Origin of the sequence: Ferruginibacter sp. (assembly GCF_031430955.1) — a bacterium.
Lineage (GTDB): Bacteria > Bacteroidota > Bacteroidia > Chitinophagales > Chitinophagaceae > Ferruginibacter.
The window spans coordinates 1-7683 of sequence record NZ_JANPCM010000083.1; the positions used below are offsets into that span (position 1 = coordinate 1).

Genomic DNA, 7683 nt, shown 5'->3' on the forward strand with positions numbered 1-7683 from the left:
GGATACAATTGGCTGGGCAGCGACAGGTATGTGGAAGATGCATCGTTCCTGCGTTTTAGAACAGCTACCATACGCTATACAGCATCTAAAAAATTAGTACAAAAGCTTAAGGTGAAAAATTTGAGTGGCTATTTTACAGTAGAAAATTTATTTACCTGGACGAATTACACAGGCCAGGATCCTGAAGCAAGTGTACGGGGAAGCGATCCTTTCCGTGTAGCAGTTGATTATTCTTACACACCTCCTGTAAAAACTTTTACAATTGGTGTAACGGCAAGTTTTTAAAATAATTTAAAAGAAATAAAATGTTTACAAAAACAATTTTGAAATTATTGATGGTGGTATTGCTGATGCCATTTTTATCCTGCAAAAAATGGTTGGATCTGCAGCCGCAGGATGGACTAACCGGCGCAGAATTCTGGAAAACAAAAGAGCAGGTACAAGCCTCAGTTAGCGGATGCTATGCATCACTTACCGGTTCTGCCACCGGGCAAAGAAGTGCTGCTGAAACATTTTTTTTATGGGGAGAATTAAGGGCTGATATGCTTACCAGTACACTGGCTACAACGTCGGATCAAATTGATGTAATTAATGTAAATATTTTACCTGCTAACTCTATTGCCAACTGGCGTGGTATTTACGAAACTATAAATTACTGTAATACTGTTATTGATTTTGCACCGGGTGTTTTAACACAGGATGCAACATTTACACAGGCAGCATTAGATAAATCAATTGCAGAGGTAAAAGCAATAAGGGCTTTAATGTATTTTTATTTGGTACGCACTTTCGACCAGGTGCCGCTAAAATTAAAATCTACATCAAGCGATAAAGATATTGTTTCATTGCCCAAAAGTTCTCAAACAGAAGTGCTTGCACAGGTGTTGAAAGATTTAAGTGAAGCAGAAACATTTGCTGTAACAGATTATGGCGATAAGGCATCTAACAAAGGAAAAATAACAAAGGCTACTATCAATGCAATACAGGCCGACGTTTATTTGTGGTTAGAAAAATACCCCGAGTGTGTGGCAGCATGCAATAAAATTATCAATACAAGTTCGTTTGGGTTAGTAAACGGCAGCGATGCTAATATCTGGTATCAAACTTTATATGTAAACGGCAACAGTAACGAAAGCCTTTTTGAATTACAGTTTGATCAGCAAAAATTGAATCCTTTTTATCCCATATTTAATACAATCGGTCGTAGGTTTTTGGCCAGCTCTATTGTAATGGATGAAATATATACGGTTGATTTTCTTGATCCTTTAAAATATGATATACGTGCCGATGGTGCTGCAGTAAGGGCAACCGACCAGGTAATATGGAAGTATATTGGGTTAAATAATTCAGGTGCCAACAGTGCTACCCGTGCAGCAGAAGAATCTTATGCTCACTGGATAATGTACCGCTATGCAGATGTTTTATTAATGAAAGCAGAGGCACAAAATCAATTGGGCAATGGGCAGGAAGCTATTGACATTGTAAATTTTATAAGGGCAAGGGCAAGGGCTTTAATTGCAACAGCGGCAAACCCTGCACCAAGTGATAAAGTAGCCATAGCAGATTATATTTTAAGAGAAAGAGCGAGGGAATTTGCTTTTGAAGGCAAGCGCTGGTACGACCTTTTAAGAAATGCCCGTAGAAACAATTATCAACGGTTAGATATTTTACTTGATGTAGTTGCAGGCACTGTACCGCCTAACCGCCAGCAATCTGCTATAGCAAAATTTAAAGATAAAAATTGTCATTACCTGCCCATTTTTTCTTATGAATTAACCACCAATAAAGCATTGGTGCAAAATCCTTTTTATAAATAAATTGTTTTTAAAAAAATAAAACTAAGCGTATGAAAAAATATTTAAGCATTCCGGTTGCAGCAATAGTTGGCCTGCTTATAATTTTTTACACCGGCAGTTGTAAAAAAATAACATTTGTAGAAGGCACTACTACCGATCTTAATATTTACGGTTACATAAAATCCAAGCCTGATAAATATTCATCTATTACTGCAATAGTAGATAAATCTGGTTACGCAGGTTTTTTAAATGCATATGGGTCATACACTATGTTTGTACCTACGGATGAAGCCGTTAAACTTTATTTAACGGACGTTAATAAAACTTTAAGTTCATTAACCGAGGCAGAAGCTCAAAGTATTGTAAAGATCCATTTGATGGAAGATACTTTAACTACTGCTTCATTTAAAGATGGTAAACTGCCAACAATAACCATGTACGGGCAATACCTGGTATCGGCAGTGGTAAACAACGCCGGTGTTTCTACAATATTAATAAACAGGCAGGGCACTGTAACTTCTGCAAATATTAAAACGGGTAATGGTTTAATTCATGAAATAGACAGGGTTTTAAAACCTGCATCAAAAACAGTTGCTGAATTAATTTCTGCAGATACAAGGTTATCAATTTTTAAACAGGCATTGCAGGCAACAGGTTATTACGACACTATAAATACTATCAACAGTACCGATCCTAAATTAAGAAAATGGTACACTGTTTTAGCAGAAACCAACCAGGCACTTTTAGATTCTAATATTGCAAGTTATGCCGCATTAAAAGCAAAATATTCCAACACAGGTAATCCATTAAATCCTTTGGACAGTTTGAATATTTATGTAAAATATCACATCATTCCCGATCCAAGATATCTTGCAGATATAGTTTCCGCAAGTTCTCATCCTACATTAGCACCATTAGAAGTGCTGGCATCAAAATTAGATGATGTAAAAGTTTTAATTAACGATTTAGATTTTAATGGGGTACACGAAAAAGGAGTGGAGCTGGAACGCACCACCAGCGATCTATCTGCAACAACAGGTGTGTTGCATACAGCACTGGCGCATTTTGCACCAAAAATCCGCCAGCCTACAGCGGTATATTGGGATGTTGCTGATTTTCCTGAAGTAAGAAAATTACCGGCTGTTTTCAGAAGGGCAAATTTTAGTTTTGCATACGGAGCTATAAAAGATATGACCTGGAACAACCCGGTTAATACTATGGACTATGCTTACACTACCTCATCTTCCGTTAATGTTTTTTGGGGCGATTATTTAAGTGTGCCAATGGGCAATACATCACGCCATAACTGGATAGAATTTAAAACACCGATAATTATTAAAGGAAGATATAAAGTATGGGTTTGTTACAGAGCGGCTAAGGGTTCGGGCACGGTTGGTTTACCCGGTGGCAGCAATATGCCGGTGCAGGTAGAGTATGATGGCGTTAGTTTATCAAGGCCGTTTAATTTTTGCGAACAGCGGCCTAATTTAACCGATGGTGAATTAGAAGCATTGGGATGGAAAAAATATTCGACCAGTACCACACAATTTATGACAGGTAAGTTTTTAGGAGTAATAGATGTGACCACTACAGACAGGCATAAAATAACATTACGTTCGCTGCCTGCGGCCGGTACTGGAAACCCTTCCGACTTTTTGGATATGTTTCATTTTATTCCCATTAATCAAAATCAATATTTACCAAGATTTGCTTCTGATGGCTCTTTACAGTTTTTTTAAAACAATAAATAAACCAGGAAAAATAAGTAGTGATGTATCATAAAAAAAATATAACAGGGATAATTTTATTTTTTACACTTGTAATTACAGGGTGTAATAAATGGAAAGATCATACAGCAATTGCTCAGCAGGATCTGACACAAAATTTGCTGCAGGCAATTTCATCTAATCCCGATATAAGTAAATTCAGGGAATATGTTGGCCTTGCCGGATTAGACTCTACACTGCAGGCTACCAAAACATTTACAGTTTGGGCACCAACCAATGCAGCATTGCAAACCATTGACCCTGCAGTAGTGACCGATAAAGTAAAACTAAAAGCATTCATCTTAAATCATATTTCTAATCAATTGTATTTTGTAAGAGATGTAGCAACAACAGTTCGTATTCAAATGCTGGGAGGGAAATACAATAACTTTAATACCATAAAATTTGATGAGGCAGGCCTTGCAACAACTGATAAATATGTAAGTAACGGCGTACTGCACACTATTAAAGCAATGGTGCCGCCACTGCAAAATATTTGGGAGTTTGTAAATACCACTACGGCACAGTATGCACAAAACGCTTATGTAGTATCGCTGAATTTTAATGGCTTCGATCCTGCAACAGCAATTATTGACAGTATAAGTGTTATTACCGGCCAACCCGTTTACCGCCCCGGCACTGGTATTGTACTGCGAAATACTTTTAACGACAGGGTGTTTGATTTAAAAAGAGAAGATAAGCAGTACACTTATTTTGTAATGCAGGATGCAAATTTTATACTGGAAGCAGATTCTTTAAAAAATTATTTTGCCACTGGTGTAACAGCAACTGCCGACAGTTTAACAAGATGGAACGTGGTTAAAGACCTTGCTTACGAAGCTGTTTATCAAGGTCCCTTTTCAATACCACAGCCATTAGTTTCAAAATTTGGTGTAAACGTTCCTGTTAATAATGCATTTGTAGTAGATGTAAAAAGAATGAGTAATGGCTATGTGTACATCTTGAGTAAATTGGATGTGCCTACTGTAAATAAATTTCTGCCGGTAATTATTGAAGGTGAATCCCCTTCTGGCTTTTTACAAAATGATAAAACGGCTTTTACCAATTACCGTGTTCGCTTAAACCCTGCAACAGGTTTCAATTTTTCTGATATTGTTGTTACCGGGCACGGCGTAACAACTTTTTATTCTTTTTACAGAAGAACTGAAACTCCTTCTATAAAGTACCAGGTGTATGCAAAAGCAACCAACGATTTTCAAACAGCTGCGTTCAGTCAGACAATTACAGCCTGGAATGTGGCGGGTAATGTATTTACTTTACAGGGTACTTTAACACATGCTGTTCCTTTACACACTGCGGTTGGTGCATATAACGAAATAAATTTAGGCACCATCACCAATACAAAATACGGCACATTAGACTGGAGGTTAACTGCAATTACCACTGGCCCGTTTACACTGGATTATATTAGATTAGTACCCATACCATAAAAATATCTTTATCAAAGTTTATTATTTTATTATCATGCATATTTTTAAAAAATTATTTACCCTGACTGTTGCAATTACTGCTTTTGTTTTTGTGCATGCACAAAAATTTGGAAAGCCTGTTGCTGCAAAAGTATTTACGGTAACAGGAACAGTTTTGAATGCTGCAAGTCAAAAACCAATTCGTGGTATAAGGTTAACCTACAAAACATTTGCTGCTGCACTTACTGACAGCAATGGTAATTTTTCAATTAAACTTCCTGCGGCAGAAGTAAATTTATTACTGGAAGGCGATGGCTATCAACCAAAGGATGTTGCAGTAAAAGGATTAAGTACTTTAAAAATTTTAATGTACGAAGATGGCTTTTCTTCTGCTGCTGATGCAGTTGTTTTACCAACGGGCCATGTAACTAAAACGCTTACACCTTATGCGGTAACAGGTATTAATGTTACAGATGGGTGGAACAGGTTTAACGAAACTCCTGATTCATATTTACAGGGAAAAGTTGCCGGCCTGCATGCAATACGCCGCAGTGGTACACAAAATATTGGCGCAGCGCTTTTTTTAAGAGGTATTAATTCTTTATACGCTACCAACCAGCCATTGATAATTGTGGATGGAATTATTTTTAATAATACTAATGTTGGGGGTTCAATTATTTCTAATAATTATACCAATCCTTTATCTACAATTGACGTAAGGGATATTGATAACCTTACTGTGTTGAAAGATGCGTCTTCGCTTTATGGAACTAAAGGCGGCAATGGTGCAATAATAATAACTACCATCAGGGCAAAAGAATTAGGAACAAAAATTGACTTTGCTGCATACGGAGGTTATAATGCTGTTCCAAAAAATTTACCTGTTATGCAGGCTGCTGATTACCGAACATATCTTTCTGAAATTTTAAAAACAAAAGGTATGAGCGATGCAGAAATTCAGAACCAGCCTTATATGAACGACGATCCATCCACCTCCAATTATTATGCTTATCATAACCAAACCAACTGGCAAAACCTGGTGATGAAAAAAACGTACACAAAAAATATTTATTTAAAAGTTACCGGTGGTGATAATATCGCAAAGTATGCCATATCGCTGGGTTTTTTAAATAACGACGGGCTTACAAAAAATACCGACTTTTCCAAATATAATATGCGGTTTAATGGCGATCTTAATTTAAGCCGCCGAATGACAGCAACTACTAATTTAGCTTTTACTTTTTCCGAACAAAATGTAAGGGACCAGGGTAATGCAGCAAAAACAAACCCACTTTTTTTAGCCTTGGTTAAAGCTCCTTTTTTGCGTACCAACGATGTATCTGCTTTTGGTATAGAGTCCCCAACACTTACCGACAGGGACACTTTAAATATCAGTAACCCCTTAGCAATAACTGATAAGGGTGTTGGTTTAAATAAAGCCTATCGCTTTTTTGGCTCAATAGGATTTAATTACGAAATAAACAAGCAGCTTTTATTTTCAACAACTATTGGCATTATTTACAACAAGGTTCGGGAAAACTTTTTTATACCACGCAAAGGTGTAACGCCTGATTCACTTCCAACCTCTGTTGCTTTTAACAGGCTGGGCTCACAGGTTACTTCACTTTTTTCTTTGTATAACGACAGCCGTCTAACTTTCACAACAAATTCCAAAAAAATACATTCTTTTTCTGCAATTGCAGGTGTAAGGTATTTAAAAGATAAAACTGAACAGGATTACGGATTAGGTTATAACTCTGCTATTGACGAATTAGTTAGTGTGGGTAACGGTGTAAATGGTTTAAGAAGAATTGGAGGCGACATTGGAGAAGCAAAATGGTTCAGCACTTATTTTAATACAGATTATTCTTTTAAAGATAAATATTTTTTATCTGCTAATTTATCAATGGATGCGTCCAGCCGTTTCGGCGATCATGTTCAAAAAGGGCTGGACCTTACTTCTAAAGTTTTTTCAATTCTTCCATCCATTGCAGGAGCATGGATAATTTCTGCAGAAAAAGCAATGGCAGAAAGTAAATTGGATTTATTAAAACTCAGGGCCTCTTATGGTTTATCGGGTAATGATGATATTGGTAATTATACTTCAAAGCAAACTTATACTTCGCAAAATCTTTTAGGTATGCAGGGGTTGGTACGCAATGGCCTTGCCAATAACCAGCTGCAGTGGGAGGAAGTAAAAAAATTAAATGTAGGTTTAGATGTTGCGGTGCTTGATGAAAGATTACAATTTAGTTTTGATGTATATAAAAATAAAACCAATAAATTAATTGTTTACGAACCCACACCTACAGCCAGTGGTTTTGATTATGTGGTTACTAACAGTGGTGGATTAAAAACCACCGGTTACGAAATATCAGCAACAGCACGGCTAATTAATAAAATGAATTTTAAATGGGATGCAGGTTTTAATTTGGGTAAATACATTTCATCAGTTACAAAATTACCCACCGATAAAATTATCACTTCATTTGGGGGCGCTACTTATATAACACAGGTTAATGGTTCGCCCAATGAATTTTATGGTCATAAGGCAAACGGGGTGTATGTTTCTGATGCAGTAGCCGCCGCAGAAGGTTTAAGTATAAAAAAATCTGACGGTACATTAGTTCCTTTTAAAGGTGGAGATGTAAGGTTTGCTGATTTGAACAGTGATAAAATAATTGATGATAA

Annotated in this window: 5 protein-coding genes; all 5 read left to right on the plus strand. The window is 36.7% G+C overall.

What is annotated here, in order from left to right; genetic code table 11:
- The coding region (locus ACY65O_RS02310) for a hypothetical protein (protein WP_462219239.1) at window positions 1-285 on the plus strand (285 nt) is incomplete at its 5' end.
- Window positions 286-305: 20 nt separating this feature from the next.
- Window positions 306-1817 (plus strand): RagB/SusD family nutrient uptake outer membrane protein, encoded by a 1512-nt coding sequence (locus ACY65O_RS02315; RefSeq protein WP_462219240.1) that lies wholly within the window; start codon window positions 306-308, stop codon window positions 1815-1817.
- Window positions 1818-1846: 29 nt separating this feature from the next.
- Complete coding sequence (locus ACY65O_RS02320) at window positions 1847-3535, plus strand: fasciclin domain-containing protein (protein ID WP_462219241.1); 1689 nt, start codon at window positions 1847-1849, stop codon at window positions 3533-3535.
- Between the two features lie 32 nt (window positions 3536-3567).
- Window positions 3568-5013, plus strand: coding sequence for a fasciclin domain-containing protein (locus ACY65O_RS02325; RefSeq protein WP_462219242.1), 1446 nt, complete (start codon window positions 3568-3570; stop codon window positions 5011-5013).
- Window positions 5014-5047: 34 nt separating this feature from the next.
- On the plus strand, window positions 5048-7683 hold a 2636-nt coding region (locus ACY65O_RS02330), incomplete at its 3' end, for a SusC/RagA family TonB-linked outer membrane protein (protein ID WP_462219243.1).

What these genes read in the sequence shown, in the direction of transcription:
- ACY65O_RS02320 (WP_462219241.1), top strand. Translation starts at nt 1,847, where the DNA reads ATGAAAAAATATTTAAGCATTCCGGTTGCAGCAATAGTTGGCCTGCTT.
- ACY65O_RS02325 (WP_462219242.1), top strand. Translation starts at nt 3,568, where the DNA reads ATGTATCATAAAAAAAATATAACAGGGATAATTTTATTTTTTACACTT.
- ACY65O_RS02315 (WP_462219240.1), top strand. Translation starts at nt 306, where the DNA reads ATGTTTACAAAAACAATTTTGAAATTATTGATGGTGGTATTGCTGATG.